Genomic DNA, 319 nt, shown 5'->3' with positions numbered 1-319 from the left:
GATGCTACTCACGTTTCTGTTGACCCAACAAGAACTTCATTAACAGGAACTGGAGGAAGAATTGAAGCAGGAAAAAATGGTGGTGGAAATTGGCGTTATAATGGCGGATTTATTTGGCGTTCGCCAGAATTAGAGTTGAATGATGTTGGTTTTTTAAGAAGAACTGATGAAATGATTCAGTTTGCGAATGTGAGATATTTGTGGCAAGTTCCCACAAAAAACTATAGAAATGCCAGTGTAAGTCTCAACCAATCATCAGAATATGATTTTCAAGGAAATCTAAATAGAGTGCGTTTAGAATCAGAAGGAAATATCAATT

The 319-nt window shown here is 36.4% G+C and carries 1 protein-coding gene; it reads left to right on the top strand.

All coding sequences use genetic code 11. The annotated features are described in order from the left end of the window. Positions 1–319, top strand: a 319-nt coding sequence (locus IU405_RS01955) for a DUF5916 domain-containing protein (protein WP_231749458.1), incomplete at both ends; no start/stop codon positions are given.

Source organism: Polaribacter sp. BAL334, from assembly GCF_015767435.1.
Taxonomy (GTDB): Bacteria; Bacteroidota; Bacteroidia; order Flavobacteriales; family Flavobacteriaceae; genus Polaribacter.
This window is presented reverse-complemented; position numbering and strand designations above follow the sequence as displayed.